At 72.9% G+C, this 26,356-nt stretch carries 27 protein-coding genes; 13 read left to right on the top strand and 14 right to left on the bottom strand.

Features of this window, described 5'->3' with window-relative positions:
- Window positions 1-73 precede the first annotated feature (73 nt).
- Window positions 74-1,057 carry a tellurite resistance/C4-dicarboxylate transporter family protein gene (locus ACZ58N_RS15725; RefSeq protein ID WP_471159397.1) on the bottom strand — a complete coding sequence of 328 codons (984 nt, stop codon included), beginning with the start codon at window positions 1,055-1,057 and terminating at the stop codon, window positions 74-76.
- Between the two features lie 135 nt (window positions 1,058-1,192).
- Window positions 1,193-1,819, bottom strand: a complete 627-nt coding sequence (locus tag ACZ58N_RS15720; RefSeq protein ID WP_471159395.1) for an alpha-ketoglutarate-dependent dioxygenase AlkB — start codon at window positions 1,817-1,819, stop codon at window positions 1,193-1,195.
- A gap of 155 nt (window positions 1,820-1,974) precedes the next feature.
- On the opposite strand from ACZ58N_RS15720, the gene ACZ58N_RS15715 reads away from it, so the two are divergent.
- Window positions 1,975-2,421: a DUF7144 family membrane protein gene (locus ACZ58N_RS15715; RefSeq protein WP_471159393.1), complete on the top strand. Its 447-nt coding sequence runs from the start codon at window positions 1,975-1,977 to the stop codon at window positions 2,419-2,421.
- Between the two features lie 290 nt (window positions 2,422-2,711).
- Entirely contained in the window at window positions 2,712-3,878 is a 1,167-nt protein-coding gene (locus ACZ58N_RS15710) for an alanine--tRNA ligase-related protein (RefSeq protein ID WP_471159391.1), read from the top strand.
- A 49-nt stretch (window positions 3,879-3,927) separates the two neighbouring features.
- Here ACZ58N_RS15710 and ACZ58N_RS15705 read toward each other — a convergent pair whose 3' ends face one another.
- Window positions 3,928-4,578, bottom strand: coding sequence for a TetR/AcrR family transcriptional regulator C-terminal domain-containing protein (locus ACZ58N_RS15705; RefSeq protein ID WP_471159389.1), 651 nt, complete (start codon window positions 4,576-4,578; stop codon window positions 3,928-3,930).
- Window positions 4,579-4,647: 69 nt separating this feature from the next.
- Here ACZ58N_RS15705 and ACZ58N_RS15700 point away from each other — a divergent pair, with 69 nt between their 5' ends.
- The 3 genes from ACZ58N_RS15700 to ACZ58N_RS15690 all read left to right on the top strand — a co-directional run bounded on the left by ACZ58N_RS15700 (window position 4,648) and on the right by ACZ58N_RS15690 (window position 9,575).
- A complete protein-coding gene (locus ACZ58N_RS15700; protein WP_471159387.1) occupies window positions 4,648-6,069 on the top strand; it encodes an FAD-dependent oxidoreductase in 1,422 nt (473 codons plus the stop codon).
- 134 nt (window positions 6,070-6,203) lie between these two features.
- The gene (locus ACZ58N_RS15695; RefSeq protein WP_471159385.1) at window positions 6,204-7,829 is read left to right on the top strand and encodes an AMP-binding protein; all 1,626 of its coding nucleotides are present in this window, start codon (window positions 6,204-6,206) and stop codon (window positions 7,827-7,829) included.
- Between the two features lie 96 nt (window positions 7,830-7,925).
- Window positions 7,926-9,575 carry a helix-turn-helix domain-containing protein gene (locus tag ACZ58N_RS15690; protein ID WP_471159383.1) on the top strand — a complete coding sequence of 550 codons (1,650 nt, stop codon included), beginning with the start codon at window positions 7,926-7,928 and terminating at the stop codon, window positions 9,573-9,575.
- Window positions 9,576-9,614: 39 nt separating this feature from the next.
- Here ACZ58N_RS15690 and ACZ58N_RS15685 read toward each other — a convergent pair whose 3' ends face one another.
- Window positions 9,615-10,880 (bottom strand): cation:proton antiporter, encoded by a 1,266-nt coding sequence (locus ACZ58N_RS15685; RefSeq protein ID WP_471159381.1) that lies wholly within the window; start codon window positions 10,878-10,880, stop codon window positions 9,615-9,617.
- A 7-nt stretch (window positions 10,881-10,887) separates the two neighbouring features.
- Window positions 10,888-11,373 carry a cation:proton antiporter regulatory subunit gene (locus tag ACZ58N_RS15680; protein WP_468226427.1) on the bottom strand — a complete coding sequence of 162 codons (486 nt, stop codon included), beginning with the start codon at window positions 11,371-11,373 and terminating at the stop codon, window positions 10,888-10,890.
- A 253-nt stretch (window positions 11,374-11,626) separates the two neighbouring features.
- Between ACZ58N_RS15680 and ACZ58N_RS15675 the strand changes: the two genes are divergently transcribed.
- Complete coding sequence (locus ACZ58N_RS15675; protein ID WP_471160118.1) at window positions 11,627-11,896, top strand: UBP-type zinc finger domain-containing protein; 270 nt, start codon at window positions 11,627-11,629, stop codon at window positions 11,894-11,896.
- A gap of 6 nt (window positions 11,897-11,902) precedes the next feature.
- On the opposite strand, the gene ACZ58N_RS15670 is transcribed toward ACZ58N_RS15675, so the two are convergent.
- From ACZ58N_RS15670 to ACZ58N_RS15660, 3 genes are all read right to left on the bottom strand, one after another.
- Window positions 11,903-13,147, bottom strand: coding sequence for an NAD(P)/FAD-dependent oxidoreductase (locus ACZ58N_RS15670; RefSeq protein WP_471159379.1), 1,245 nt, complete (start codon window positions 13,145-13,147; stop codon window positions 11,903-11,905).
- Between the two features lie 131 nt (window positions 13,148-13,278).
- Window positions 13,279-13,995: an alpha/beta fold hydrolase gene (locus ACZ58N_RS15665; protein ID WP_471159377.1), complete on the bottom strand. Its 717-nt coding sequence runs from the start codon at window positions 13,993-13,995 to the stop codon at window positions 13,279-13,281.
- A 5-nt stretch (window positions 13,996-14,000) separates the two neighbouring features.
- Window positions 14,001-15,275: a class I SAM-dependent methyltransferase gene (locus ACZ58N_RS15660; RefSeq protein WP_471159375.1), complete on the bottom strand. Its 1,275-nt coding sequence runs from the start codon at window positions 15,273-15,275 to the stop codon at window positions 14,001-14,003.
- A gap of 391 nt (window positions 15,276-15,666) precedes the next feature.
- Between ACZ58N_RS15660 and ACZ58N_RS15655 the strand changes: the two genes are divergently transcribed.
- From ACZ58N_RS15655 to ACZ58N_RS15640, 4 genes are all read left to right on the top strand, one after another.
- The gene (locus ACZ58N_RS15655) at window positions 15,667-16,083 is read left to right on the top strand and encodes a YciI family protein (protein WP_471159373.1); all 417 of its coding nucleotides are present in this window, start codon (window positions 15,667-15,669) and stop codon (window positions 16,081-16,083) included.
- Complete coding sequence (locus ACZ58N_RS15650) at window positions 16,080-17,366, top strand: RNA polymerase sigma factor (protein ID WP_471159371.1); 1,287 nt, start codon at window positions 16,080-16,082, stop codon at window positions 17,364-17,366. The genes ACZ58N_RS15655 and ACZ58N_RS15650 overlap by 4 nt, the downstream gene beginning before the upstream one ends.
- 46 nt (window positions 17,367-17,412) lie before the next feature.
- Entirely contained in the window at window positions 17,413-17,592 is a 180-nt protein-coding gene (locus ACZ58N_RS15645; RefSeq protein ID WP_471159369.1) for a hypothetical protein, read from the top strand.
- A gap of 121 nt (window positions 17,593-17,713) precedes the next feature.
- Complete coding sequence (locus ACZ58N_RS15640; protein ID WP_471160115.1) at window positions 17,714-18,124, top strand: rodlin; 411 nt, start codon at window positions 17,714-17,716, stop codon at window positions 18,122-18,124.
- Window positions 18,125-18,330: 206 nt separating this feature from the next.
- Here the strand turns inward: ACZ58N_RS15640 and ACZ58N_RS15635 are convergent, their stop codons facing one another.
- Together ACZ58N_RS15635 and ACZ58N_RS15630 are read right to left on the bottom strand one after the other, a co-directional pair.
- Window positions 18,331-19,359, bottom strand: a complete 1,029-nt coding sequence (locus ACZ58N_RS15635) for an MASE1 domain-containing protein (protein ID WP_471160112.1) — start codon at window positions 19,357-19,359, stop codon at window positions 18,331-18,333.
- A 45-nt stretch (window positions 19,360-19,404) separates the two neighbouring features.
- Window positions 19,405-20,253, bottom strand: a complete 849-nt coding sequence (locus ACZ58N_RS15630; RefSeq protein WP_471159367.1) for a PP2C family protein-serine/threonine phosphatase — start codon at window positions 20,251-20,253, stop codon at window positions 19,405-19,407.
- 170 nt (window positions 20,254-20,423) lie between these two features.
- On the opposite strand from ACZ58N_RS15630, the gene ACZ58N_RS15625 reads away from it, so the two are divergent.
- Window positions 20,424-20,606: a CsbD family protein gene (locus ACZ58N_RS15625; protein ID WP_471159365.1), complete on the top strand. Its 183-nt coding sequence runs from the start codon at window positions 20,424-20,426 to the stop codon at window positions 20,604-20,606.
- 12 nt (window positions 20,607-20,618) lie between these two features.
- Here ACZ58N_RS15625 and ACZ58N_RS15620 read toward each other — a convergent pair whose 3' ends face one another.
- On the bottom strand, window positions 20,619-21,506 hold the full coding sequence (locus ACZ58N_RS15620; protein WP_471159363.1) for a YhjD/YihY/BrkB family envelope integrity protein: 888 nt from the start codon (window positions 21,504-21,506) through the stop codon (window positions 20,619-20,621).
- Window positions 21,507-21,845: 339 nt separating this feature from the next.
- On the opposite strand from ACZ58N_RS15620, the gene ACZ58N_RS15615 reads away from it, so the two are divergent.
- On the top strand, window positions 21,846-22,352 hold the full coding sequence (locus ACZ58N_RS15615; protein WP_471159360.1) for a C40 family peptidase: 507 nt from the start codon (window positions 21,846-21,848) through the stop codon (window positions 22,350-22,352).
- 81 nt (window positions 22,353-22,433) lie between these two features.
- On the opposite strand, the gene ACZ58N_RS15610 is transcribed toward ACZ58N_RS15615, so the two are convergent.
- Window positions 22,434-22,670 carry a chaplin gene (locus ACZ58N_RS15610; RefSeq protein ID WP_471159358.1) on the bottom strand — a complete coding sequence of 79 codons (237 nt, stop codon included), beginning with the start codon at window positions 22,668-22,670 and terminating at the stop codon, window positions 22,434-22,436.
- A 182-nt stretch (window positions 22,671-22,852) separates the two neighbouring features.
- Window positions 22,853-23,836 carry an aldo/keto reductase gene (locus tag ACZ58N_RS15605; RefSeq protein WP_471159356.1) on the bottom strand — a complete coding sequence of 328 codons (984 nt, stop codon included), beginning with the start codon at window positions 23,834-23,836 and terminating at the stop codon, window positions 22,853-22,855.
- A 148-nt stretch (window positions 23,837-23,984) separates the two neighbouring features.
- On the opposite strand from ACZ58N_RS15605, the gene ACZ58N_RS15600 reads away from it, so the two are divergent.
- Complete coding sequence (locus ACZ58N_RS15600) at window positions 23,985-24,575, top strand: TetR/AcrR family transcriptional regulator (protein ID WP_471159354.1); 591 nt, start codon at window positions 23,985-23,987, stop codon at window positions 24,573-24,575.
- 39 nt (window positions 24,576-24,614) lie between these two features.
- Here the strand turns inward: ACZ58N_RS15600 and ACZ58N_RS15595 are convergent, their stop codons facing one another.
- Window positions 24,615-26,294, bottom strand: coding sequence for a BCCT family transporter (locus tag ACZ58N_RS15595; RefSeq protein ID WP_471159352.1), 1,680 nt, complete (start codon window positions 26,292-26,294; stop codon window positions 24,615-24,617).
- Window positions 26,295-26,356: the final 62 nt, after the last annotated feature.

Raw genomic sequence — 26,356 nt, 5'->3', positions numbered from 1 at the left:
GGCCCTGCCCGGCCCGCCCGGCGACGCCCGGGCCCCCGGACGTCGGGCCCACCCACCGCGGCGCCCGCCGCGGTCACGGGCCCGGTACGGCGGGACCCGGACCGGAGGGGGTTCGGCCGCCCCGCCGGGACAGGAGGAAGGCGGTGCAGGTGAGGACGCAGGCTCCGACAGCGATCCAGAGCAATGCCTCTCCCAGCGGTCGCAGCCAACCGGGGCCGGTCGCGGCCGCGGTGGACAGGCAGGCCGTGGCGGTCATGCCGAGGGGGAAGACGGTCGACCAGCGGCGGATGTCGTAGCGCGGGCGGGGGCTGCGCACTTCGGCGGCGAGGAGGACGGCGTACCAGGCGAGCGAGACGGCGAGGCAGACCAGGGTGAGCGTGCGCAGGGCGGTGTGCGCGGCGCCGGTCCAGAGGGGGGAGGCGGTGAGCTTCGCGCCCGCCAGGGCCGTGATGGACAGGGCCCCGCCGGCCACCCAGTGGTCGCCCGCGCCGCCGGTGACCTCCCGGAGGTCGAAGCGCGGCAGGGCCAGTGCGTAGAGCAGCAGCCCGAGGCAGAAGCAGGCCAGTGCCGCCCGGGCGAGCCAGTCGACGCGCCGGCCGTCGGCCAGGGTGGCGGCGAGCACGGCGAGCCCCTGGGTGGCGACGCAGGCGAGGAAGGCGGCGCCGGGCATCCGTCGGTGCCAGTGGCGGACGACGGCGCCGAGGAGTCCTGGCCACAGGACGGCGGCGAGCACGAGGAGGGCGGTGGCCGTGGTCTGCGCCGCCGGCCGGTCGAGCTGCGCGACGCGGGTGCCGAGCACGGTGGTGGCGGCCACGGCGGTGAGGGCGGAGGGGGTGTGGGTCTCGGCCCTGAACCGGCCGCGGTCGGCGACGAGCAGGCCGACGAAGTCGGCGGCCAGCACGAGCCACAGCGCGGCGGCGACGGCGAGCGCGCCGAGGGAGATCCAGGTGCGGCCGACGAGGTCCAGGCCGACCGAGAGGATCCCGGTGGCCATGACGACGCCCCCGGCGGCGGGCGTGAGCGCGGCCCACCGGCCCCCGAGGCGTTCGACGCTCATGTTCACCGGCTTTCGGTCGTCCACCGGCTTCCGACGCGATCCGGCTCGGCTCGCGAGGGGTGCGGAAGGCCCGGTCGGGCGCGCCCCCATGACACCTCAACGGGGCGGCGGGCGCCGAGTCGGCGCGCCGTGTCCTCACATGACGCCGCGGGTACGGAACTGGACGCTGATCCGGGGTCCGACGGCGCGTGACGTCTTGGGGACGGCGTGCTCCATGGTCCGCTGGCAGGAGCCGCCCATGACGACGAGGTCACCGTGGCCCAGGGGCAGCCGGAGCAGGGTGGCGCCCCCTTCGCGGGGGCGCAGCACGAGGTCGCGGGGGTCGCCGACGGAGAGGATCGCGACCATGGTGTCCTCCGTCGCGGAGCGGCCGGTGCGGTCCCCGTGCCAGGCGACGCTGTCGCGGCCGTCGCGGTAGAGGCACAGTCCGGCGGTGACGAAGGGTTCGTGCAGTTCGGTGGCGTAGTGCCGGTCGAGTGCCGTGCGGGCGTCGGTCAGGGCGGGGTGGGGCAGTTCCGCGCCGGCCCCGTAGAAGGCGAGCAGCCGGGGCACGGCCACCTCGCGGTCGTACATCTGCCGGCGTTCGGCGCGCCACGGGACCTCGGCGGCGAGGGTCTCGAAGAGGGTGTCGGCCCCGGTCAGCCAACCGGGGAGGTGGTCCACCCAGGCCCCGGCGCCGAGGTGGGTGCGCCGTACCGCGGTGAGCGGGCCGAGCCGGATCTCGTCGGTCTGGTCGAAGAGGGAGCCCTGGAGCGCGTGCATGGGTTCCACGATACCCCCGGATCCGAACACCTGCTCGAATACGGGTCGGCCCTCGAAGCCGGCCGGAGTGCCGACGCCATGGCCCTGTGCCACGCTGATTCGGGGGATCACCCGTCCAGGCTGCTCGTCCGGCTCTGCCATCCGAGGAGACCCACATGGCCAGTGACGCCACCCGACCCCAAGCGGGGAGCGCGTACCCGAGCCCCACGCACGCGCACACGTCCGGGACCACCGTCCTCGCCGCCGCCCTGATGATCTTCGGCGGGGCCATGGCGATCTTCGAGGGGATCGCCGCCATCGCGCGCGACGGCCTGTTCCTGATGACCCGCCATTACGTGTTCCAGTTCAGCCTCGCGGGCTGGGGCTGGATCCACCTGATCCTCGGCGTCATTCTCATCCTCGCCGGCTGCGCGGTGCTCAGCGGTGCCCTGTGGGCGCGCTATTTCGGCGTGGCCATCGCGGGTCTGGGCGCCATCGCCAACTTCATCTGGCTGCCGTACTACCCCCTGTGGGCGCTGGTGCTGATCGCCGTCAACCTCTTCATCATCTGGGCCCTGTGCACGGGCATGCACCGCGAGGCGGATGCCCACCCGGTGCGCTGAACGCGACGGACGAAGCCGTGCGGCGCCCCACCCGGGCACACCCCGTGCGTCGAAATCCGGGTGCGGCGCCGCACGGGGACCCGCTACCGTCGGACCCATGAACGTCACCGGCCGAAACACCACCGCGACCGCGCGAGCGACCAGCTCGCCGGCCGCCGCCTGACGTTCCCCTCCCCGGCGACCGGACACGGTCCGCCGGTGGTTCCCGCGACGCCCCGCCGTCCGCGATCCCGCGACTTCCCGGTTCCCGTCGTCCGGTGCCTCCACGCCCCACGCGAAGGAGCCACCCCATGCAGACCGAGCACGTCGTCCGCACGTTCGTCGAATACTTCCAGGAGCGCGGCCACCGCCGCATCACGGGCTCGACGCTGCTGCCGCCGCCCGGCGATCCGGTGCTGTTCACCACCTCGGGCATGCATCCGCTCACCCCCCACCTGGAAGGACGCCCCCACCCCCTGGGCAGGCGGCTGGTGAACACCCAACGCTGCCTGCGCACCACGGACCTGGACGAGGTCGGCGACACCACCCACCTGACGGTCTTCGAAATGCTCGGCACCTGGTCGCTGGGCGACTACGAGGGCCCGCAGAGCCTCGATTGGGGATACGGGCTGCTCACCGAGGGGCTGGGCGTCGATCCGGGGCGGTTGCACGCCACGGTCTTCGGCGGCGACGACCGGACCGGCGTGGACCTCTCCTCCCTGGAGCTGTGGCAGGGCCTCGGGGTCCCGGTGGAACTCACCGTCGAGGACAACTGGTGGTCGAACGGGCCGACCGGCCCGTGCGGACCCGACTCGGAGATCTTCCTGTGGACGGGCGACGACCCGCCCCGCTCCACCCCCACCCGGGACGACCGCTGGGTGGAGGTGTGGAACCACGTGATGATGCGCCATCGCCGGCTCGACGACGGTTCGCTCGTGCCGTTGCCGCAGCGGAACGTCGACACCGGGCTCGGCCTGGAGCGGCTGGCCGCCCTGCTCCGGGGCCGCACCTCGGTGTTCGACTGCGACGTGTTCGAACCCTGGCGTCGCCTCGTACCGGCCCTGTGGCACCTGGACGAACCCTCGCTGCGGGTGGTGAACGACCACCTGCGCTCGGCCGTGGCCGTCATCGGCGACGGGATCCGCCCGGCCAACACCGGGCAGGGCTACGTGCTGCGCCGGCTCGTACGGCGCGTCCTGACCCTGCTGTGGCGCGACGAACGCTCCCGCGGTCTCGGTGACCTGCCGGACGAACTGCTGCGGCACACCCTGGACCGGTTCCGGCAGGACGTGGACCCGGGCGAGGTCCGCCGGATCCTGCTGGAGGAGGAGCGCCGTTTCGCCCGGCTCCTGGAGCGCGGCCGCCGGGTGCTGTCCCGTCCCCGGTTCCGGGGCCCGCTGGTGGAGGACGACTTCCACCACCTCCACGACACCCACGGTCTCCCGCGCGACCTGGTGCTGAGCCTGCGCCCCGAGTGACGGGACCGCCCCCGGCCGCCCGCCCCGCCGAGGGGCGGGGCGGGCGGGGTCAGGCGATCCCGTACCGCGCCTCGATGCCCGCGATCAACAGCCGCAGGCTCTCCTCGAAGCCCGCCCCGTAGTCCTGGAAGAGTTCGGCGCCCGCAGCGGCGGCGAGGGGGAAGTCGGCCAGGCGCGCCGCGCGTTCGTCGATGTCGTAGCCCTCCCTGCGTTCGCCCGGGGTCGGCTCGACGCCCTGCTCCTCCGTGACGAAGCCGAGGGTGAAGAAGTAGGCCGTGGACGTGGCCCGTACGGCCTGCGAGAGGCTGAACCCGGCGTCGACGAAGGCCCTGAGGTTCTCCTCCATGCGCACGGCGTGCTCGGTGCCGGTGAACCGCGAGCCGCTGTAGACCTTCGCGCCGTCCCGGTAGCCGAGCAGGGCCTCGCGCAGGCCCGCACTCGTCGCCGTGAGCCGTTGCTGCCACGTGGCGTCCGGCGCGAGCGGCTCGGCCGCGGCCATCCGGCGGTACATCTCCGTGGCCATCCCGTCGAGCAGTTCCTGCTTGTTCTTGAAGTGCCAGTAGAGGGCGGGCGCTTGGACGTCCAGCTCCTTCGCGATCGCGCGCAGGGTCAGTCCGTCGAGGCCGACCTCGTTCAACAGCCGCAGCGCCGTGTCGACGGCCTGCTTCTTGTCCAGCTTGGGGGTTCTCCTGGTTGCCACGCTTGACAGCTTAACACCGTTAAGTGCAAGCTGCGGGGGCAGCCACTTAACAGCGTTAAGGAGATTCCCGTGCACCAGGACACCGATGTGCTCGTCGTCGGCGCCGGCCCAACCGGCCTCACCCTCGCCGTCGAACTCGCCCGGCGCGGGGTCCGCGCCCTCGTCGTGGAACGGGCCGATCGCCTGTTCCCCGGCTCGCGGGGCAAGGGCCTCCAGCCCCGCACCCTGGAAGTGCTCGACGACCTGGGACTGCACGACGAGATCCGGGCCGCAGGCGCCCCGTACCCGGTCGGCATGATCTGGCAGGACGGGGCCCGACAGGGCGAGTACGTGATGTTCGACGCGGCCGAACCGGACGAGGGCTCGCCGTACGCCACGCCCTGGATGGTGCCGCAGTGGCGGACGCAGGAGATCCTGCACGCCCGCCTGCGCGAGCTGGACGGCACCGTCTCGTTCGGCCGGGACCTGGTGGGCCTCGCCCAGGACGCGGACGGGGTGACGGCCGCCTTCGCCTGCGGCGGGACGGTCCGCGCCCGGTACGTCGTCGCCGCGGACGGCGGCCGGTCCACGGTGCGGCGTTCCCTGGGCATCGGCATGACCGGGGAGACCGTCGAACCCGGGGCGATGCTGGTGGCGGACGCCCGCATCAGCGGCCTGGACCGCGACAACTGGCACGTCTTCCCGCCCACCCCCGACGGCGGGTACCTCTCCATCTGCCCGCTGGCCGGCACGGAGGACTTCCAGGTCGTGGCGAAGTTCCCCGAGGGCGAGCCCGATCTCTCCCTCGAAGGCATCCGCACGATCGTCGCCGCCCGTTCGCACCTCTCGCCCGCCGACGTGACGGAGGTGCGGTGGGCCTCCGACTTCAGGCCGCGGGCCGCCGTGGCCGACCGGTTCCGCTCCGGCCGCGTCTTCCTCGCCGGCGACGCCGCCCACGTCCACTCCCCCGCGGGCGGCCAGGGTCTCAACACCAGCGTCCAGGACGCGTACAACCTCGGCTGGAAACTGGCCGCCGTCCTGCGGGACGGCGCCCCCGAGACCCTGCTCGACACCTACGAGGAGGAACGCCTGCCCGTCGCCGCCGACATGCTCGGCCTGTCGACCCGGGTCCACCGCGGCGAGACCCGGCGCGGCAAGGCCACCACCCAACTCGGCCTCGGCTACCGGGATTCGTCACTCGCGGTCGAGACGCGCACCGACCCGCCCGGGGACGCCCTGCGCGCGGGCGACCGCGCGCCGGACGGCCGGCGCGCCGGCGTGCACCTGTTCACCGAATTCCGGGGCACGCACTGGACCCTGCTGAGCGTCGGCCCGGACACCGTCGGCGCCGGAACCGACCTCGGGACGTCCTGCGACGTCCACACCGTGCGGATCCCCTCGTACGACGCCTACGGGGACGGGGTCTTCCTGATCCGTCCCGACGGCTACGTCGGCTGGGCCGGCGACACCGGGGCGGGCGCGGCGGCGTACGCCGCCCGGTTCGGTCTGTAGGGACGGGCGCGGCAGGGGGGGTTGGCCCGGGGCCCCCGGGAGAGGATCATGAGCGCGCCGGGCCCCGGGGCCCCGTGCACACCCGTCAGCCCGCCGCCGCCCCCGCGCGGTGGCGGCGAGTCCAGGAGGTACGTGTGTCCGTCGCTTCGAGTTGTGCGTCCGGCAGCGTGGAGGTCCCCCTGCTGGACGAGACGATCGGGGACGACCTCGACCGAACGGTGAGCAGGTTCCCCGACCGCGACGCCCTCGTCGACGTCGCCGCCGGCCGCACGTGGACGTACGCGGAACTGGCGGCCGACGTGGACGCCCTCGCCCTCGGGCTGCTCGACCTGGGCATCGTCAAGGGCGACCGCGTCGGGATCTGGTCCCCCAACCGTGCCGAGTGGACGCTGACGCAGTACGCCACCGCGAAGATCGGGGCGATCCTCGTCACCGTCAACCCCGCCTATCGGGCGCACGAGTTGGAGTACGTGGTGGACCGGTCCGGGATGCGGCTCCTGGTCGCGGCGGACCGTTTCAAGTCCTCCGACTACGCGGCGATGATCGAGGAGGTCCGGCCGCGCTGCGCCGGGCTGGAGTTCGTCGCCCTGCTGGACGGCCCCTTGTGGGCCTCGCTGTTCGCCCGGGGACGGGCGGCCGACCGGGCCGCACTGGTCCGGGCTCAGCGCGCCCTCGCCCCGGACGAGCCGATCAACATCCAGTACACCTCGGGGACCACCGGCTTCCCGAAGGGCGCCACCCTCTCGCACCGCAACATCCTCAACAACGGCTTCTTCGTCGGGGAATCCTGCGGTTACACCGAGCACGACCGGGTGTGCGTCCCGGTCCCCTTCTACCACTGCTTCGGCATGGTCATGGGCAACCTCGCCTGCACCAGCCACGGGGCGGCGATGGTGATCCCCGCGCCCGCCTTCGACCCGGTGGCGACCCTGGCGGCCGTCGAGGCGCAGCGGTGCACCTCCCTCTACGGGGTGCCGACCATGTTCATCGCCGAACTGGCCGCCCCGGGCTTCGAGGAGTACGACCTGTCGAGCCTGCGGACCGGGATCATGGCCGGTTCGCCCTGCCCGGTCGAGGTGATGAACGAGGTCATCGAACGGATGGGCATGACCGAGGTGTCGATCTGCTACGGAATGACGGAGACCTCCCCGGTCTCCACGCAGACCCGCGCGGACGATCCGGTGGAACGCCGGGTCTCCACCGTGGGCCGGGTCGGCCCGCACCTGGAGGTCAAGGTGATCGATCCGGACACCGGCCGGATCGTGCCGCGCGGTACCCCGGGCGAGCTGTGCACGCGGGGCTACTCGGTCATGCTCGGGTACTGGGGGGAGCCGGAGAAGACCGCCGAGGCCGTCGACGCGGAGGGCTGGATGCACACGGGTGACCTGGCGGTCATGGACGGGGACGGGTACCTCGCCATCACCGGCCGGATCAAGGACATGGTGATCCGGGGCGGCGAGAACCTGTACCCGCGCGAGATCGAGGAGTTCCTCCACTCGCACCCGGACGTACTGGACGTCCAGGTGATCGGCGTGCCCGACGCGAAGTACGGGGAGGAGCTGATGGCGTGGGTGCGGATGCGCGAGGGCGCCGAGCCGCTGACCGCGGAGGCCGTCCGCGCGTACTGCCACGGACGGCTCGCCCACTTCAAGATCCCGCGCTACGTGCACGTCGTGGACGAGTTCCCGATGACCGTCACCGGGAAGATCCGCAAGGTCGAGATGCGCGCGGTGGCGGCCCGGCTGCTCGACGAGCGGTAGGGGCGGGAACCACGGCCCGTCGACCGTCGCCCCGCGGCCGGTCGTGGAGGCCGGCCCCCCACGGGCCCGCGGGAACGGTCATGACAGGCTGGGGCCATGCAGTTGCGCGATGTGATCGAGTCCCGGCTCCTCCGGCTCGTCGACGACGGCCGGGACGGCCGCACGGGACTCGATCGGCCCGTGCACCGCACGGTGACCATCGACCTGCCGGACCCGCGCAGGTTCGTCTCCCCCGGCGACCTCGTGCTGACCGGATTGACGTGGCTGCGCCGGGATCCGCAGCGGCCCGACGCCTTCGTGCGGATCCTCGTGGAGGCCGGGGCGGCGGCGCTCGGCGCGGGTGAGGCCGAGTTCGGGCACGTGCCCGTCGCGTTGGAGGAGGCCTGTACCCGGCACGGCCTGCCGTTGCTCGCGATCGGCGTGGACGTCTCCTTCACCTCGGTCGCCGAGTTCGTCGCACGCCGTCAGGCCGGGGCGCGGGTCGGGAACCTGGCGGCGCTGGTGGATCGACACCGGCGGCTGACCGCGACGGGACGCACGGGCGGCGGGGCCGAAGCCCTCCTGGAGTTGCTGCTGTCCGAACTCGACCTGCGCGCGCACGTCCTGTCGCCCACCGGCCGGCTGGTCGCCGGCACCCGCCCGGCCCTGACCGAGGAGACCGCGACGGCCCTCGCCGGCCGGTTCCTGGCCGCCGAGCGGGCCGGACGGCGGGCGCCCCACCGCACGAAGGTCCGTACCGTGCCCTACTCGCTGTTCCCCGTGCGGTCGGGTCCGTCGGCCGCGGCCGCGCCGACCGACTGGCTGGTGGCCGTGGAGGCCGACAGCGGCGACTGGCCCGGCGAGCACATCGACCTCGTGGAGCGGCTGGCGGCCCTGATGGCGGTGGAACGCGCCGGCCGGCACGCCGACCGCGCCCCCGGGCAGCGGGCCGCGGGCCGCCTCCTCGGCCCGCTGGAGTCCGCCGAGGGCGGCGCGGCGGCGACGGAGGCCGCGGCCCGCCTGGCCGCGACCCTGACCGGGGCCAACGGCTCCGTCGAGGGGCCCCGTTGGCAACCGGTGGCGGCGCGGTTGGACACCCCGGCGGGCGCGGCGCCCGTGCGGGATCTGCTGGAGGAGGTGCTGTTGCACCCGCGCTGCCTCGGCCCCGACGCCGCGTGCCGGATCGCGGTGACCGGCGCCGGGGACTCCTGCGAGGCGGTGGCGTTCGTCCTCCTGGCACGGGGCGAGGAACTGACCTCCGCAGCCGTGCGGCAGGTGGCGGGCGGGGCGTTGCCGCTCGGCCTGCGGGACGGGGAGAGGCTGAGCATCGGGCTCGGTGACCCGGTGCGGGACCCTGCCGACCTGCGACACGCCCTGGCGGAGGCCCGCCACGCGCGCCGGGTGGCGGCCGCGCCGGACGCGGCGGGGACGGAGCCGGTGTCATCCGTCGGCGTGTGCGGCCCCGCCGACATGGCCTCCCACGTGATGTCCCTGCTACCGCTGATCCCGGCGGAGGCGCGGCGGGCGTTCAGCCGCCGGCTGCTGTCCCCGCTGTACGAGTACGACCGCCGCCACCACAGCGACCTGGTCCCCACGCTCCGGGCCTTCCTCGACCACGACGGGTCCTGGGCCCGCTGCGGGGAGGCGCTGCACCTGCACGTGAACTCGTTGCGCTACCGGATCAGCCGGATCGAGTCGCTGACGGGACGCAACCTGACCCGGCTGGAGGACAAGATGGACTTCGTCGCGGCGCTGCGCATGCACTGAGTCCGGCGGCCCCGGGGGCGGTGCCCCGGGGCCGCGGGCTCAGGCGCGCCCGGCCGGGTCCTGGTCCTGGACCGGCCGCCGGTCCGGCACCGTTTCCGGGGACTTCGCGAGGGAGGGCGCCACGGACGGCGGGGGCTGGGCCGGCGGCGTGCGCAGGCCGGTGATCCAGATGCCCAGGGGCTGGGTGTAGCGGGCGGTGAGCGGCCCGATGACCACGAGGATCAGGACGTAGGCGGTGGCGAGCGGTCCCAGCGCGGGTTCGATCCCCGCGGTGACGGCGAGTCCCGCGATGACGATGGAGAACTCGCCGCGGGCGACGAGCGTGCCCCCGGCCCGCCACCGCCCGTTGACTCCGACCCCGGCCCTCTTGGCGGCCCAGTAGCCGGTGGCGATCTTCGTGAGGGCGGTCACCACGGCGAGCGCGAGCGCCGGCAGCAGCACGGGCGGGATGCTGGCGGGATCGGTGTGCAGGCCGAAGAAGACGAAGAACACGGCGGCGAAGAGGTCGCGGAGCGGGCTGAGCAGGGTGTGCGTGCCCTCGGCCACCTCACCGGAGAGGGCGATGCCGACGAGGAAGGCACCGACGGCGGCGGAGACCTGGAGCTGCTGGGCGACGCCCGCGACCAGCAGGGTCAGGCCGAGGACGACGAGCAGGAGCTTCTCCGGGTCGTCGCTGGAGACGAAGCGGGAGATGACCCGGCCGTAGCGGACCGCGACGAACAGGACGGCTCCCGCGACGCCGAGGGCGATCGCCAGGGTGAGGCTTCCGGCGGCGAGGCCGACGCCCGCGAGGAGGGCGGTGACGATCGGCAGGTAGACCGCCATCGCCAGGTCCTCCAGGACCAGGATGCTGAGGATGACCGGCGTCTCGCGGTTGCCGAGTCGGCCCAGGTCCCCCATCACCTTGGCGATGACCCCGGAGGACGAGATCCAGGTGACCCCCGCCAGCACGACGGCGGCGACCGGTCCCCACCCCATCAGGAGCGCGGCCACGGCGCCGGGGACGGCGTTGAGGGTGAAGTCGACGAGGCCCGCGGGGTACTGGGTCTTGAGGTTCGACACCAGATCGCTGGCGGTGTACTCAAGGCCGAGCATGAGCAGGAGCAGGATGACGCCGATCTCGGCGCCGATGGCGACGAACTCCTCGCTCGCGCCGAGGGGCAGGAGTCCACCGGTCCCGAAGGCGAGGCCCGCGAGCAGGTAGAGGGGTATCGGGGAGAAGTGGAAGCGGCCCGCGAGCCTGCCGAGCAGGCCCAGGCCGAGGATGATCGCACCGAATTCGATCAGGAAGACTGCGGAATGCACGTGCGGATCACTCCCGTCCGAGTATCGAGGCGGCCGCGTCGACGCCCTCGCGGGTGCCGATCACGATGAGGGTGTCGCCGCCGGCGAGGCGGAAGTCGGGCGCGGGCGAGGGTCGGGCCTCGGCGCGGCGCAGGACGGCCACCACGGACACGCCCGTCTCGGTGCGCATCCGGGTCTCGCCGAGCACGCGGCCGTTCCAGTGCGAGTGCGCCGACAGTTCGATGCGTTCGGCGACCAGGCCCAGGTCGGTGGTGTGCAGCAGGTTGGGGCTGTGGTGCGCCGGCATCAGCGCGTCGATGAGGGACGTGGTCTCCGCCCCCGTCAGGTGCAGGGACTGCGCGCACGCGTCGGGGTCGTCGGCCCGGTACACGTTGACCGTCCGGGTTCCGTCCCGGTGCGCGATCACCGACAGGTGTCGGTGTTCCCGGGTGGTGAGGTCGTACTGCACGCCGATGCCGGGCAGCGGTGTCGTGCTCATCCGTGGAGCAGGCACAGCCCGTCCCCCTCAATCTCGTTCTTTGCGATGGTGGTGCGGCGCACGGCGTGTTCAGGCAGGTGATCCGGCGCGGCAAGACCATATGTTGCCACCTGCGAACGAGCCGGGGATATGGGTGTCATGACGGATGGACACGGGCCCCCGTGGCGGGAAGGATGGGACGGGGGCCTGTGGCACGAAGGGAGCCGTCGTGACGCGCTGGACCGTCGCCCATGACGCGGGCAGGCCCGAGGGTCGCGCGTGCGGACACCTGGACACCGCGGGCGAGGGCGAACCGCCCGCGCTGGGCGCGGGGTGCGCGCGGTGCCGGGAGGCCGGACTGCCGTGGGTGCACCTGCGGCTGTGCCTGACCTGTGGTCACGTCGGCTGCTGCGACAGCTCCTCCGGGAAGCACGCCGCTTCCCACGCCGCCGCGTCCGGTCATCCGCTGGCCCGTTCGGCCGAGGAGGGCGAGGCGTGGGCCTGGTGCTACGAGGACGAGCTGTTCCTCGTCCCGGCGGCCGGGGACGAACCGGCCTGAGACGACTCAGGCGCGCACGGCCCCCAGGACCTCGCGGGCGGCGCGGGCGCCCGAGGCCAGCGCGCCCTGGAGCGAGCCGGTCGCCCGGTGGTCCCCGCACAGGTGGAGGCCGTCGGCGACGCGGGTGGGCCGGCTGAGGGGCCACGGCGGGAGCATGACGGGCAGTGCTCCCGCCACCGTGACGGCGGCGACCGGCTCCCACGCGTCGGCGTCCGTCCCGTAGGCCTCGCTCAGCGCGGCCCGCAGCTCCGCCGGGGCCTCGGTCCCGCCGCTGCCGAGGACCGACGTGGACACCAGGGCGCGGCCGTCGCTCGCGTAGGACGGGGCCACCTCGGTCAGCACGCAGCTGTTCAGGAACCTCCGCCGGGCGTCGAGCAGCAGGGTCGGTTCCCTCAGCGGGGACGTGGCGCAGGCGTGGTAGTACGTGGTGACCGTGCGGGTCCCGGCGACCGGGAACCCGGGGATCAGGCCGGCCGCCGTGGCCGGCTCGGTGGCGACGACGACGGTGTCGGCCTCGCGGGAGGAGCCGTCGGCGAGGACCACTCCCCCTTCGGAGACGGTGGCGACGGGGGTGCCGAGCTCCAGACGGCCGGCCGGGACGGCCTCGGCGAGCTGCCGCAGAACCGCACCGATGCCTTCGGCGGGCAGGGCCTGGGTGCCGCGCAGGAAGCTGCGCCAGGTCATCCGGAACACCCGGCTGGAGGTTTCCAGTCGGTCTTCGAGGAACACGCCGGCCAGGAAGGGCCCGAGCACCTCGTCGACCAGGGAGCCGGGCACACCCGAGGAGCGCAGGGCGTCCCGCGTGTCGGTCTCCGGCAGCCGCTTGAGGACCCTGGCCGGCATCAGCAGGCCGGTCGCGCCCAGTGCGCCCGCGGCGGCGGCGCCCGCCGGGGACAGCCCGGCGTCGCGCAGCATGCCGAGGGCCTCGCCGGGGCGCCGGGTGGGATCCGTGAAGCGGACGGGACCCCGGTCGGTGTGGACCAGCACGCCGGGGGTGAACGGGCGCAGCCGCAGCGCACGGAGGTCGAGGCGGCGCTTCACCTGGGGGTAGGAGGTGTTGAACACCTGGAAGCCGCGGTCCAACCGGAATCCGCCCCGAACGTCGGTCCGCATGCGGCCGCCCACCTGGTCGGAGGCCTCCAGCAGGGTCACCTCGACCCCGGCGCGGGCGAGGTCCGCCGCGCAGGCGAGTCCCGCCGCTCCGGCGCCGACCACGATGACGGAGTGCTTTCCTCCACGGGTGCCGCGCATGGGCCGCCGTCCTTTCCGGTACCTACGGATCCTGTCCCCACGGATCCTGCCGTCATCGCTTGCTTCGGTACGGGACCGACGGGCGGATGCACGCGTCGGACGCCCGCCCGGCGGGCACCGGACGCGGGGCCTCAGCGGGCGGTGGCGGGCATGGGTCCCAGTCCCAGGAACGCGAGGGCCGCGGCGGTGGCGGTCCGGTGCCAGGTGCGGGCGTCGCGGAGCATGGCGTGGTTCCCGTGGGGCATGGCGATGCCGCCGGCCCGTATGCCGCAGGCGCGGGCGCGGCGCAGGAACTCCCAGGAGTCCTCGGCGCGGGTGACCCGGTCCTGTTCGTCGTGGAGCAGGACGATCGGGGTGTCCTGGAGGTGGACCACCGGTTCGCCGGGCGGGCACCAGGGCGCCAGCCCGACGACGCCCCGGACGTGGGGTTCGTCGGCGACCCGGAGCGCGGCCCGGGCCCCCATGGAGTGCCCGATCAGCACGACGGGTACGGGCCCGGCGGCTCGGCGCAGTTCCCGCAGGGCCCGCCGGGCGTCCCGGACGGGGTCGGCGCGGTCACCGTTCCAGCCCCGGTGGAGGTAGCGGACGTCGGCCACCAGGACCCGGTCCGCGGGGGTGGCGCGCAGCACGGCGGCGGCGAACGGGCGCATCCGCAGCCGGGGCAGGCCGGCTCTCGGGGGCGGCGCCAGCCCTTCCGCCCGGCCGCCGTGGAGCAGCAGGACGGCGCAGGCGGGCCGCGCCGGTGCCCGTCGGACGCGCAGGGAGCCCGGGATTCCGGCGGGGCGACGACGCGCGGCGTCGGCGGGGGCGCCGGTCTCCCGGGACGGCCCGGCGGGGTGGCCGCTCACCGGGCTCACCGATCCCCTTCGACGAGGAGCAGCTGGCGGACGTCCAGGTAGCGGGAGCGGAACCCGGCCTCGGAGTAGGCGAGGTACAGCTCCCACATGCGGCGGAAGGTGACGTCGAACCCGAGGTCGGCGACCTCGTCGGCACGGGAGGTGAACCGTTCCCGCCACAGGCGCAGCGTCTCCGCGTAGTGGTCGCCGTAGCCCTCGTCGGAGACGATGCCGAGGCCCGCGCGGGCGGCGTGTTCCTCGATGGCGCGCCGGGAGGGGATCAGTCCACCGGGGAAGACGTACTTGCTGATCCACGTGTGGGTGCGGTCCGTGAGGAGCATTCGGGAGTGCGGCATGGTGATGGACTGGAGGGCGATCCGGCCGCCCGGGGCGAGCGCGTCGCGCAGGGAGCGGAAGTAGACCGGCCAGTAGTCGGCGCCCACGGCCTCGATCATCTCCACGCTGACGACGGAGTCGTAGGTGCCCCGCGCCTCGCGGTAGTCCTGCAACCGCACGCTGACCCGGTCCGACATGCCGGCCTCGGCGATCCGCCGGACGGCCAGGTCCCGTTGCTCGGCGGAGAGGGTGAGCGTCACGACCTCGGCGCCGCGGGCGGCGGCGCGCAGCGAGAGTTCGCCCCAGCCCGTGCCGATCTCCAGGACCCGTCGGTCCGGGCCGACGCCGGCCAGGTCGAGAAGCCGGTCGATCTTCCGGTGCTGCGCGGCCTCCAGGGTCTCGGGGCGGGCGGGGAAGGCGGTGAAGACGGCCGAGGAATAGGTCATCGACGGGTCGAGGAAGAGCTCGAAGAGCTCGTTCGACAGGTCGTAGTGGTGCTGGATGTTCTCCCGGGCGCCTTCCGGGGTGCCCCGCTGCGCGTCCGGCCTGCGCTGCACCCACGCGGCACGCAACCGGCGCAGCGGGGCGGGGACGAGTTCGTCCACGTGGGCGGCGAGGACGGTCAGGACGCCGGGCAGGTCGTCGGCGTCCCACTCTCCGGCCATGTACGACTCGCCGAAGCCGATGAGGCCGTCGGCGGCGATCCGACGGAAGAACGCGTCGGGGTCGTGGACGGTGAGCTCGGGCCCGTGGCCCGCCGGCGCCTGCTCGCCGAGGCGCACGCGCAGCGGGAGGCGGGCGAAGGCGCGCCGCAGGAGGCCGCGCGCGATGGTGGTGTGACCGGTGGGGGGTTCCGGGGAGCGCACCACGTCGGGCCAGGACCGGGGGTCGGCCGGTATCCGCCGGTGGGGAACGGACTGGTCCTCACGCGTGGCACGGGGCGTCGAGAGGGTCACGGGTGAAGCCTTCCGGTCGCTGTGTTCCGCGACCGGGCCGCGCTGTGTCGTGCCGCCCGGCAGCGGCCTGTCTCCCTGTGCTTCGCCGCCGGCGCCGATTCGGATGGGTCGGGTTTCACACGAAGGGGCGTCCTTCGGCCGGCCGGCGACGCGGGTTGTGGCTGTACGGCCGTTTCGCACCCTTCCCGCACCTCGCGCCGGAACTCGCCGGAAGCTCTTCCCGCTCGGCCGAAATGCCCTCGGACCTGGGATGACTCCCTCGACCGCGACTCCGGACGGCGGGTCGTCGCGCGAAGCCGCGGGCCGCGTGTCGAAATGGGGGGCACGGCTCCGACGTCCCCCGTGAGAGGCCACCGCGGAGGCGGCCCGCGATCAGGAGGAGTGACACCCCATGAAGTACATGCTGATGGTCCTCGGCAACCAGGCCGACTACGACGCCATGGGCGGCAAGGGCAGCGCCGGCAATCCGGCCTGGTCGGAGGCGGACGTCAAGGCGATGTTCGACCACATGAACGCGCTCAACGACGACCTCGCCGAGTCGGGCGAGTGGGTCGACGGCCAGGGACTCACCGAGCCCCGCAGGACCCGGCTGGTGAGCGCCGGCGCGGACGGTTCACCGGTCGTGTCGGACGGTCCGTACGGGGAGACGAAGGAGGTGCTCGCCGGCTACTGGATCGTCGACGTCGCCGATTTCGCGCGGGCCGCCGAGATCGCCGCGCGCGCCTACGCCTGCCCCGTTCCCGAGGGCGCGCCGAACTACCCGGTCGTCGTCCGGCCGGTCGACGAGGGCGCCGGGACCGAGATGTGAGGACGGACCCCGTTCCCGAGGATCTGTTGCGCCGACTGGCGCCGCAGGTCCTCGGGGCGCTCGTGCGCCGCTACGGCCACTTCGACCTCGCCGAGGACGCCGTGCAGGAGGCCCTGTTGGCCGCCGCCCGGCAGTGGCCGGAGGAAGGGCCGCCAGACAATCCGCGCGGCTGGCTGATCAGGGTCGGCTCCCGCCGCCTGACGGACCTGCTGCGGGGCGAGGAGGCGCGCAGGCGCCGGGAGGAGTCGGCCGCCGCGCTGACGCCGCGCGACGAGTTCGTCGCCCCTCCGCCGGGCGAGGGCCGGGCCCCGGCCGAGGACGACACGCTGAAGCTGTTGTTCCTGTGCTGCCGCGCCGACCTGGGTCCGGCGGCCCGGATCGCGCTGACGCTGCGCGCCGTGGGCGGTCTGACCACCGCCGAGATCGGGCGGGCCCTCCTGGTCCCGGAAGCCACGGTCGGGCAGCGGATCAGCCGGGCGAAGCGGCGGATCCGGTCGTCGGGGGCCCCCTTCGGCATGCCGGACGAGAACGACCGCGCCGAACGGCTCGGGGACGTCCTCCAGGTGCTCTACCTGATCTTCAACGAGGGCTACACCGCCACCTCCGGCCGCGAGCTGCGCCGCGCCGGGCTCGCCGCCGAGGCGATCCGTCTCACCCGGGCCGTCCACGCCCTGCTGCCCGACGACGGGGAGGTGGCCGGGCTGCTCGCCCTGATGCTCCTCACCGACGCCCGCCGGGACGCCCGTACGACGCCCGACGGCAGCCTCGTCCCGCTCGCCGAGCAGGACCGCGGCCGGTGGGACGCCTCGGCCATCGCCGAGGGAGTCGCCCTGGTCGGCGAGGCCCTGACCCGTGCGCCGCTGGGTCCGTACCAGCTGCGCGCCGCCATCGCGGCCGTGCACGACGAGGCCCGTGGCGACGAGGACACCGACTGGACGGACATCCTCGGTCTGTACGAGGTCCTGATCCGTCTGGTTCCCGGCCCGGCGGAGCGGCTGGGCCACGTGGTCGCCGTGTCCATGGTGCACGGACCGGAGCGTGCCCTCGCCCTGCTCGCCGACCTGGAACGGGACGAGCACCTCGTGGGCCACCACCGGCCGGAAGCCGTGCGGGCCCACCTGTTGGAGCGGGCGGGCGACCCGGTCGCGGCCCGCGCCGCCTACGCGAGGGCCGCCGGGCTGACCCTGAGCCTCCCCGAGCGGCGCTACCTGCGCTCGCGGGCGGCCCGGCTCGGCGAGCGGCCCGGCGGGGACGGCACCGACCGGACGGGGCCGTCCGCATGACGGACGCGGGCGTCGATTGTCGGACCTCCCCCCTACTCTTGATCACATGAGCCCGACCCCTGACCCCACGACACCCGGTCGTCCCCTCTCCGCCATCAACGCGGACATCCGTTGCCTGTTCGCCCGTGCCGAGGGGCGTCTTCGTGACGACGAGCGGGTGCGCCACGCGGCGCTGCTGGAGGAGTGGGCCTCGGCGATACGGGCGTCGGTGGTCGCGGCGGCCTGAGCCGGGGCCGCCGGGCGGTGGGCGGCAGGCGGCCGATCGGGTGAAGATGCGGAACCTGCCGCAGGTCCGGGCGTTGATCAGAGCGCTCACCACCGTGCACTCGTGCAACAGAAGGACCATGATGATCAAGAAGATGATGGCCACCGCCGCCGCCACCGCATCCATCGTCGGCGCGGGCGCCGCCCTTGCCGCTCCGGCCATGGCCATCGGCAACGACAACGGGATCAACACCGTCAACGGCAACGGTGCCTCCCAGGTCTACGGCAACCAGAAGACCCACGGCGACATGAGCCCGCAGCTCGGCCTGGTCCAGGGCACGCTGAACAAGCCCTGCATCGGCCTGCCGGCCAAGATCAACGCGCAGTCGCTCGTCGCCGCGCTGAACATCGGCGTCCAGGACATCAACGTCCTGTCCAACCCGCAGAACCAGCAGTGCACCGAGAACTCCACCCAGGCCAAGGGCGACGAGCCGCTCTCCCACATCCTGGACAACATCCCGGTCCTCTCGGGCAACGTGTCCGCCAACAGCTGACCCGGTCCCCTCTTCGAGCCGGGGCCTCCGACGCCTGCGCGAGTGCCCACGGGGCCCCGGCTTGCACCACCCCCGGATCCACGGATCCGGACCCCTCACGTGGGCACCACCCTTCACGTTCAAGAGCCTCCCGCCCCGTTGGGCGGGAGGCTCTTGAACGTTTCCGGGGCCCGGAGCCCCACGGGCGCGCCGGCGCACGGCCGACGCTATCCGCCGTCCGCCCGGGATCCCTCCCCGCGGAACCCGTCGCCGGGCCTCCCGTCCGTGTCGGGCGGGTACCGGTGGGGAACCGTCCGACCCGACGCGAGCTGATCCACCACCTCGGCGAGTTCCAGGCACGCCTGCTCGATCCGCAGGCGGATGGTGTTCTGCTCGGTGACGAGCGCCGACAGCAGCAGCGAGGTGAGGGCCGCGCTCCCGTTGAGCGCCTGGAGGTTGACCATGCCCTCGACGAAGGTGTGGTCGGCGAACGGGCCGACGCGGGCGATGGCCGCGGCGTTGGCCATGACCGACACGAGCAGCGTCACGGGCGCGCTCCCGGCGAGCTGGAAACGAAGGGCCGCCCAGATGAGCAGCGGGAAGACGAGGAACAGCAGGGCCAGGCTGCTCCTGGTCGCGAGGACCGTGATGGCGACGGCCCCGATCGCCAGGGCCGCGGCCTCGGCCCACCGGTAGGGGTCCTGCGACACGTGGACCCTGTGCACGACCAACAGCAGCGGCGTCAGGACGAGCACGCCCATCGCGTCGCCGGCCCACCAGGTCCACCAGACCGTCCAGAACCCGCTGTCCGGCAGGCTGTGGGTGAAGACCAGCAGCCAGGCGCCGACGGTGGCGCTGATCAGCATCGGCGCCAACCCCCCGAGGAAGACCAGGGCCACCCCGTCGCGGAGCCGGTCGAGGTCCCTGCGGAATCCGACCCGGCGGAGCATCAGGGCCGCGCACACGGGGGCGAGGGTGTTGCCCGCGACGATCACGAGTCCGGTCGGGTCCTCCGAGCCGAGCGACCGGATGACGATGAACGCGCCGAGCGCGATGCCGGGCCAGACCCGGAGCCCCAGCCAGAGCAGGCAGGCGAGGGCGATGCCGGTGGGCGGCCACAGCGGGGTGACGACCGCTCCCTCGATCACCACTTGCTGGAGCAGTCCGATCCGTGCGCCCGCGAAATAGGCGGCGGCGACGGCGAGGGCCCGGACCACGGCCAGGAACGGACGTCGGAAGCCCTCGGTGCGCATCACTGCATCAGACAACAGTCCGGCCCCGGCGGCGGGGCGTGACACGCGTCAGGGGTCGCGGCTGTCACCCGGTCCGGCGCCGGAGGCGTCGTGACGCAGGACCAGGACGGCGGCGTCGTCCTCGTGGCCCGTCGAATCGGCGACCTTCATCACCTCGGCGGCCAACTCACCCGGTTCCGCGCCGGCGGCGGCCCGCGCGGCGGCGGCCACCCGTGCCAGGCCCGCCTCCATCGGGAACGACGGTCCTTCCACGACCCCGTCGGTGACCAGGACGTACGAGCCAGCCGTGGTCAGCCGGCGCCGGGTCACGGGGTACTCGGCGCCGGGCAGCATGCCGAGCGGGGTGCCGCCGGCGTCCTCCACGACTCCGGACAGGCCGTCGACGGTGGCCCACACTCCGGGGACGTGGCCGGCGCGGGCCGTCTGGATCTCCCAGGTGACGGGGTCGAACCGGAGGAAGGTACAGGTCGCGAAGAGGTCGCAGTCCACCGAGAGCAGCAGGTCATTGGCCCGGCTGAGCACCTCGCCCGGATCGGCGGCGGCCGCGGCCACCGCGCGGACGGCGATGCGGACCTGCCCCATGAAGGCGGCCGCCTCCACGTCGTGGCCCTCCACGTCGCCGATGGAGAAGCCGAGGGCTCCCCCGGGGAGCGCGAAGCCGTCGTACCAGTCACCGCCGATGCTCAGGCCGTGGCGGGCGGGCGTGTACCGGGCGGCTGTGCGCAGTCCGGGGACGGTCGGGAGGGAAGCGGGGAGGATCTCCCGCTGGAGGGCCTCGGCCAGTTCCACCCGGGCCTGCTGGAGCTCGGCGCCTTCCCGGGCCTGGGCCGTCAGCCTTCCGAGCCTCGTCAGCAAATCGTCGGCGGTCGCCGACCGCGGGGACCGATGGGAGGCCATGGACCCTCCGGGGTACGTCCGCCTTCAGGGTTCTGACGCGAGACAGCCCTCATCATATTTCGGCCACCCGCTGATCACATCCGCGCCCGTCCGGTGCCGGCGTTTGCGGTTCGGGATCCGGGCCACACGAGGGGTACGTGTTCCCGTCCGACCCGAGGGAGTGATCAGCTGTGCCGGAGAACGAGAAGCACCGGGCCAAGGCCGAGCAGGCCGTGGGCAGGCTCAAGGAGGCGGCGGGTCGCGCGGTGGGCGACGACCGGATGGCCGCCGAGGGCCGCGGCGAGCGGACGAAGGGTGACGTCCGTCAGGCGAAGGAGAAGATGAAGGACATCTTCCGGCACCGAAAGCACTGACCCGTTCCGTGATCATCGGACCCCCGGGGTGGGGCCGGGCACCGGCCCGGCCCCACCCCGGGGGTCCTCCGGTGTGCCGAGCCGGTGTGCGGCCCGCCGCTCGTGGGCCAGTACGTAGCCCAGGGCGATGCCGACGGTGACGACGACGAAGAACCCGATCAGCCAGGACAGCACGACGAAGACGAGGCCCAGCCCGCCGAACTGCTCCAGGCTTCGGTCGACGGCGCGCGGCATGTAGTACCGCGACCCGAGCGTGACGGCCTGCGCCCCCGCGGCGACGAGGACCGCGCCGGGCAGCAGCGGCAACCACGGCACCCGGGCGCCGAGCAGCAGGTGCTGGGTCCACCACCACAGCAGCGTGCCGCTGATCAGGGAGACGAACGCGCCGACGACCCGGCCGGCGCCGAACGCGTCCTGGACCGGTCCTTGGAAGAGCAGTGCGGTCATCCACACGCCCAGCCAGGCGACCCATCGCCAGGCGGCGAGCCGTGCTCCGGCCTTCGGCAGGTGCCAGGACCGTTCGCAGGTCGTCTGGAGGGCGCGGCTGCAGGCGGTGGCGGACAACAGGGTCACGAACACGCCCATGGCGCCGCTGCCGGCGACGACTGCCGTGTCGCCGGCGGCGTACACCGCGCGGACCTGGTCGAGGGCCGCGTCGGTCATGCCCAGGGTGGTGCTGATCGTCCTGATGAGCTCCTGGCGCATCCACTCGGGGGCGAGCGCGCCGACCACGAAGAGCGCGGGGATCGCCCCGAGGAAGGCCTGTGCGGCCAAACGGGTGGCGCAGTCGAGTACGTGGATCCGTGCGAGCTGTTCCAGGACCCGGCCGAGGAACGGCACGTACGTGCGCATCCAGCCCGGCACGGCGAAGCGACGCGGCGAGAGGCGCGTTCCGGGCACGGTGACGGCTCCTTCCGGGGGAACGCGCGCCCTTGGCCTGCGGTCGCGCGCCCACGAGCAGGATGCGGGATCGGGCACGGCGCGGCATTTCGTGGCCGCGTTTTCCCGCGGGGAAGCGGCGCCGGAGGGCCCTCGAAGGCCGGCCACCACCAGACATATCACCATATGTTCGCGAATCCGTTACAGAACCGATACATCTGTACCCATGTCCGGACCTGAATTTCGGGCGGCTTCGGAGAAAACTGTCCGCCGTTGCGACCCGGGAATCACATCCGAGAAAGCAGGACCTTCACAGGTATCCGACCGACCTCAAGTCCACCCGAATGCGGAGGTATCACGATGTCCGTCTGCAGGAATGACTCCCATAAAGCCCGAGAGGCTCTCCGAGTTATCCGTCGCACCGCCGGATTCCGTCCCCCTCGCCTTTTTCTGCTTCTCTGCCTGCTGACCGCGGGCACGCTGGCCGGCCCGGTATCACCGGCGGAAGCGGCCACGCCGTACGGCGCCAAAGCAGTGGCCGTGGCGGCCTCGAAGGAAGGTTCCCCTTATGCGCGCGGCGCCATGGGACCGAAAAGGTTCGACTGCTCGGGACTGACGCTGTATTCGTTCCGTAAAGTCGGGAAACAGCTCCCCCGCACCGCCGATCAGCAGTACGAGCACACTTCCCACGTATCCCGCGACAAACGCGCATTGGGTGATCTTGTGTTCTTCCCGCAGGGCTCGACCATGGAACACGTGGGCATTTACGCCGGCCACGACAAGATCTGGCACGCCCCCCGCCCGGGCACCCGCGTGAGGCTGGAACGCATTTGGAGCAATAACGTTCGCTACGGTCGGGCCGGTTGACGGAAGGACGACACACGGAGGCCCCGGCCCCTCCCGGAGCCGCCCGGACGGGGCGGACGGGAGGAACCGGGGCCGGGGGAATCAGTCGTTGTAGCAGACGTTCCCGAGAGCCGGGTTCAGGAGACCGACCACGTTCACGCTGTTGCCGCAGACGTTGATCGGCACGTGGACCGGAACCTGGATCAGGTTGCCCGACAGAACGCCCGGCGAGCCGAAGGCGAACCCCTCGGCGTTGGCGTCGGCCGACGCCGCGGACGCGCCGCCCATGACCGCCAGGCCGACCGCCAGGGCAAGACCCGCACTCTTCCACACTCGCATCACGCGTACTTCTCCTCGCAACTGCCGCAGCGACGCGCCTGCGCGCCGCACGGCCCCGGGTCGAGGCCGTCCCCCTCTCTTCGGCAGCATCGGGTGCCGACCACCGCCCCGCGAGGGCGCTTTCCCCCTAAGGAGTGCCACCGGGGCCCCTGATCGGCCGTATCGCGCCCGCCCGGGTTCGATCAGCCGTTCAGGCCCTTCATGAGCTCGGGCGCGTAGCGGTCGCCCGAGGCCACACCCAGCGGGGCCACCGCGTCGATGCGGGCGAGCTCCTCGTCGGAGAGCTCCACCGCGGTGGCGGCGACGTTCTCCTCCAGGTAGCGGCGGCGCTTGGTGCCCGGGATCGGAACCGCGCCCCGGCGCAGCGTCCAGGCGAGGGCGAGCTGGGAGGGGGTGACGCCCTTCTCGGCGGCGAGGATGCGGAGCAGGTCGACTACGGCGAGGTTCCGGTCGAAGTTCTCGCCCTGGAACCGGGGGTCCGTGCGGCGGAAGTCGTCGGCCGCGAAGTCGTCGGGGGTGGTGATGGCGCCGGAGAGGAAGCCGCGTCCGAGCGGTGAGTAGGCGACGAGGCCGATCCCGAGTTCGTCGAGGACGGCGCGGACGCCGTCCTGCTCGATGCCGCGCTCGAAGAGGCTGTACTCCGTCTGCACGGCGGCCAGCGGGTGCACGGCGTGCGCCCGTCGGATGGTGGCGGGCGCGGCCTCGCACAGGCCGATGTGGCGCACCTTGCCGGCCGCGACGAGCTCCGCCATGGCGCCGACGCTCTCCTCCACGGGGACCTGCGGGTCGATGCGGTGGAGGTAGTGGAGGTCGATGTGGTCGGTGCCCAGGTGGCGCAGCGACCGGTCCGCGGACCGGCGGATGTACTCCGGGGTGGCGTTGTGGCCGCGGAAGTCACCCTCGTCGGTGAACTCGATGCCCGTCTTCGTGGCGACGACGGCGGACTCGCGGCGGCCGGCTAGGGCCCTGCCGAGCAGCTGCTCGTTACGGAAGGGGCCGTAGCCCTCCGCGGTGTCCAGCAGGGTCACGCCCAGTTCCAGGGCCCGGTCGATGGTGGCGAGCGACTCGGCGTCGTCGGTCGCGCCGTAGTGGGCGCTCATCCCCATCAGGCCGAGTCCCTCGGCGCCGACCTTCAGGCCCTGGCCGCCCAGTGCGCGCATGTCCATGGTGATTCTCCTCGGGGTGCCCGGTGCCGTCCGGTGGTGTCCGGTCGGCCGGTGGGTGAAAACGAAAGTAACTAACTGGATAGGTAGAGCATGCACGCAGAGAACGCCGCATGTCAATAACTGGATAGTTACTTGCTAGGCTGCCGGTATGGCACGGGACTCCAGCGCAACCAAGGCACGGCTGCTCGACGCGGCCTTCTCCGAGTTCGCGACGCACGGCATCGCCGGGGCGCGGGTGGACCGGATCGCCGAGGCGGCCCAGGCGAACAAGCGGCTCATCTACGTCTACTTCGGCAACAAGGAGCAGCTCTTCGACGTCGTGCTCCAGCGCGCGCTGGAGGCGGGCTCGGAGTCCGTCCCCTTCGATGCGGAGGACCTGCCGGGATACGCGGGGGCGGTCTTCGACCACCTGGTCGAGCGGCCCGACCTGATGCGCCTGGTGTTGTGGAAACAGTTGGAGCGGCCGGGCTCCACGCCCGCGGAGGCCGAGTCCTACACCGCCAAGATCGGTGTGGTGGAGCGGGCCCAGCGGGCCGGGTACGTCGATCCGGCGATCGACCCCGTCGACCTCCTCGTGCTGGTCATGGGCCTGTCCCAGGCCTGGTTCGGCGCGCTGGGCGGACCGGCGGCCGGGGGCACGGACACGGGGTGGCCCCCGGAGCGCCTGGCCCGCCACCGCGAAGCCGTGGTGGAGTCCGTACGACGCATGACGACGCCGCCCGGGGGCCCGGTCGACTGAGGGCCCGGCACCCCGGCGGGCCGGGGTGCCGGGCGGTCGTCACGGGGTGTCCTCCAACGGGGACGGCCGGCCGGCGTCCGGTTCGGGGCCGGTGCCGGGACCGATGCGGAGCTCGAAGTCGCCGTCGTACTCCTCGTGACCGGCGACCACCGCCTGCGCGACGGCCTCCTCGCCCATCTCGCCCCGGACGATCAGCGGGTCCCTGCGCAGGTCGCGCATGAGGGCCACGCACATGCCGATCATCACCACGGTGAAGGGGGCCGCCACGAGGATCGTCAGGTTCTGCAGTCCGGCGAGCGCGTCCCCCTTGCCGTTGCCGATGAGCAGCATGACGGCCGCGACGGCACCGGTGACCACGCCCCAGAAGACGACGACGAGCCGGGACGGCTCGAACGTGCCCTTCTGCGAGAGCGTGCCCATCACGATGGAGGCGGCGTCCGCACCCGACACGAAGAAGATGCCGACGAGGACCATCACCAACAGGCTCATCACGGTCGGGATGGGGAACTGCTGGAGCAAGCCGAACAGTTGACCCTCGGGCGTGCTCTCGCCACCGAGCCGGCCGCCTTCCTGGAGCTTCATCGCCGTCCCGCCGAAGATGGCGAACCACACCAGGCTGACGGTGCTCGGGACGAGGATGACCCCGCCGATGAACTGACGGATCGTGCGGCCGCGGCTGATGCGGGCGATGAACATGCCGACGAACGGAGTCCAGGAGATCCACCAAGCCCAGTAGAAGACCGTCCAACTGCCCAGCCAGGTGGCGACCTCGCCGGCCCCGGTGGCCTCGGTGCGGCCGATGAGCTGCGGCAGGTCGCCCAGGTAGGCGCCCAGCGAGGTGGGGAGCAGGTCGAGCACGATGATCGTCGGACCTGCGACGAACACGAAGACGGCCAGCACGAGGGCGAGGACCATGTTGATGTTCGACAGCCACTGGATGCCGCGCTCGACGCCGGAGACGGCGGAGGCCACGAAGGCGACGGTGAGCACGGCGATGACGCCGACGAGGAGCCCGGTGCTGACCTTGTCCATCCACCCCAGTTCCCGGAACCCGCTGCCGATCTGCAGGGCGCCCAGGCCCAGTGAGGCGGCGGAGCCGAAGAGGGTGGCGAAGATGGCCAGGATGTCGATCACGCGGCCCGGCGCGCCGTGGGCGTGCCGTTCGCCGATGAGGGGCTCGAAGACGGCGCTGATCGTCTGGCGGCGTCCGCGCCGGAAGGTGCTGTAGGCGATGGCGAGGCCGACGACGGCGTAGATCGCCCAGGGGTGGAGCGTCCAGTGGAAGAGGGTGGTCGCCATCGCCGTCTGCATGCGTTCGGCGGAGTCGACGGGGTGGGTGCCGGGCGGGGGCTTGTCGTAGTGGGCCAGCGGCTCGCTCACGCCGTAGAACATCAGCCCGATGCCCATGCCGGCGCTGAACATCATCGCGACCCAGGACACCGTGCGGAACTCGGGCGCCTCGCCCTCGCGGCCGAGGCTGATCCGGCCGTAGCGGCTGATGGCCAGCCACAGCGCGAACACGACGAAACCGCTGGCGGCGAGCATGAAGGCCCAGCCGCCGTTGTGGATCAGCCCCTTCAGCAGGCTGCTCGACACGCTTTCCAGCGAGTCGGTGGCCAGCGCGCCCCAGAGCACGAAGGCGAGCGTCAGGACCGCCGTGACGCCGAAGACCACCGTGTCCGTACGGGAACGGGGGGCGGCCGGTGGCTCTTTCGACAACGAGGTCCCCTTTCACGCGTGACCTCGTTCGCCGCGGCCACGCAGGAACGTTTGCGTGGATA

It is taken from the genome of Streptomyces sp. NPDC040432 (assembly GCF_055595445.1).
The sequence above is the reverse complement of the archived record's forward strand: the minus strand, read 5'-3'. Positions and strand labels throughout refer to the sequence as shown.